Consider the following 1104-nt stretch of genomic DNA (forward strand, 5'->3'; position numbering starts at 1 on the left):
GATTAAATTTGTCAGTCAGGGATTGATGATTCGTCCCTATCTAGATGAGAAACTGCTCTACTCGATTTTAAGTAATTTACTCTTAAATGCGATTAAATATTCCCCCACGGGAGCAGGGATTAGTTTGATTTTGTGGAAAGATAGCGATCGCATTGTTTTTCAAGTCCGGGATCACGGTATCGGCATTGCCGAGGAAGATAGAGGTAAGATCTATGAACCCTTTTATCGGGGTCAGAATGTGGAAAATATTATCGGCACGGGATTGGGGTTAGCAGTGGTTAAAAAATGCGTCGAACTCCACCGCGGCGAAATCGCCCTAGATAGCCAAGTAGATAAGGGAACAAGCTTTACCGTCAAACTGCCCATTTCACCCTAGTTCCAGCTTGAGCGGCCCAAAGATTACAAAATGTAACTTTCTTTCTTTCGAAACCGGACGAAAGCAACGAAGAATTTTTATCGCAGCTGGAATTAGTCCAGAATCAACTCACTCCGGGTTGATGGCATCGAAATTTTAGGCAAAAATAGGGCTTTTACCGCCAAAAAGCCTATATTTTGGCATTTACCCCCAGTTGACCCCTGACTAAAGGAAAGATTTTTGATTTTTGCAGCAGGTTGACTCTCCTGGGGAACTGGTCACGGTTTCCTGATAGGATAAGGTGACTTGGGATTAACTTATGGTGTTGAAAATATGTCTCTAAAACCTTACATTTCTCGCTTATTAGCTTTGGTTCTCGTCCTGGTCATCGGATTGATGGGTTGTTCTAGTAGTTCGGGGTTAACCGGCAATTACGGAAAAGATACCCTGACGGTGATTGAAACTTTAACCACAGCCCTTGATTTAGTCAAAGATGACCCGAATAAAGCGGCAGTTGAGTCGCAAGCAAAGGAACAAATCAACGATTACATCTCCCTCTACCGACGAGATAAAAAATCCGGGGGTTTGCGTTCTTTCACTACTATGCAAACAGCCTTAAACTCTCTGGCAGGTTATTATACCGCCTACGGTTCCCGTCCCATCCCCGACAAACTCAAACAACGTTTAAAACAAGAATTTAAACAGGTGCAATTCTCTCTCCAGAAAGGAATTTAGATACAGATTAGGGG

At 43.0% G+C, this 1104-nt stretch carries 2 protein-coding genes; both read left to right on the top strand.

Annotated elements, in window-relative coordinates; translation table 11 throughout:
• On the top strand, window positions 1–376 hold a 376-nt coding region (locus IQ242_RS25435; protein ID WP_193961861.1), incomplete at its 5' end, for a sensor histidine kinase KdpD.
• A gap of 312 nt (window positions 377–688) precedes the next feature.
• Window positions 689–1090 carry a photosystem II protein Psb27 gene (gene psb27 / locus IQ242_RS25440; RefSeq protein ID WP_002783154.1) on the top strand — a complete coding sequence of 134 codons (402 nt, stop codon included), beginning with the start codon at window positions 689–691 and terminating at the stop codon, window positions 1088–1090.
• Window positions 1091–1104: the final 14 nt, after the last annotated feature.

The sequence above is a fragment of the Microcystis sp. LEGE 08355 genome, from assembly GCF_015207185.1.
GTDB lineage: Bacteria > Cyanobacteriota > Cyanobacteriia > Cyanobacteriales > Microcystaceae > Microcystis > Microcystis panniformis.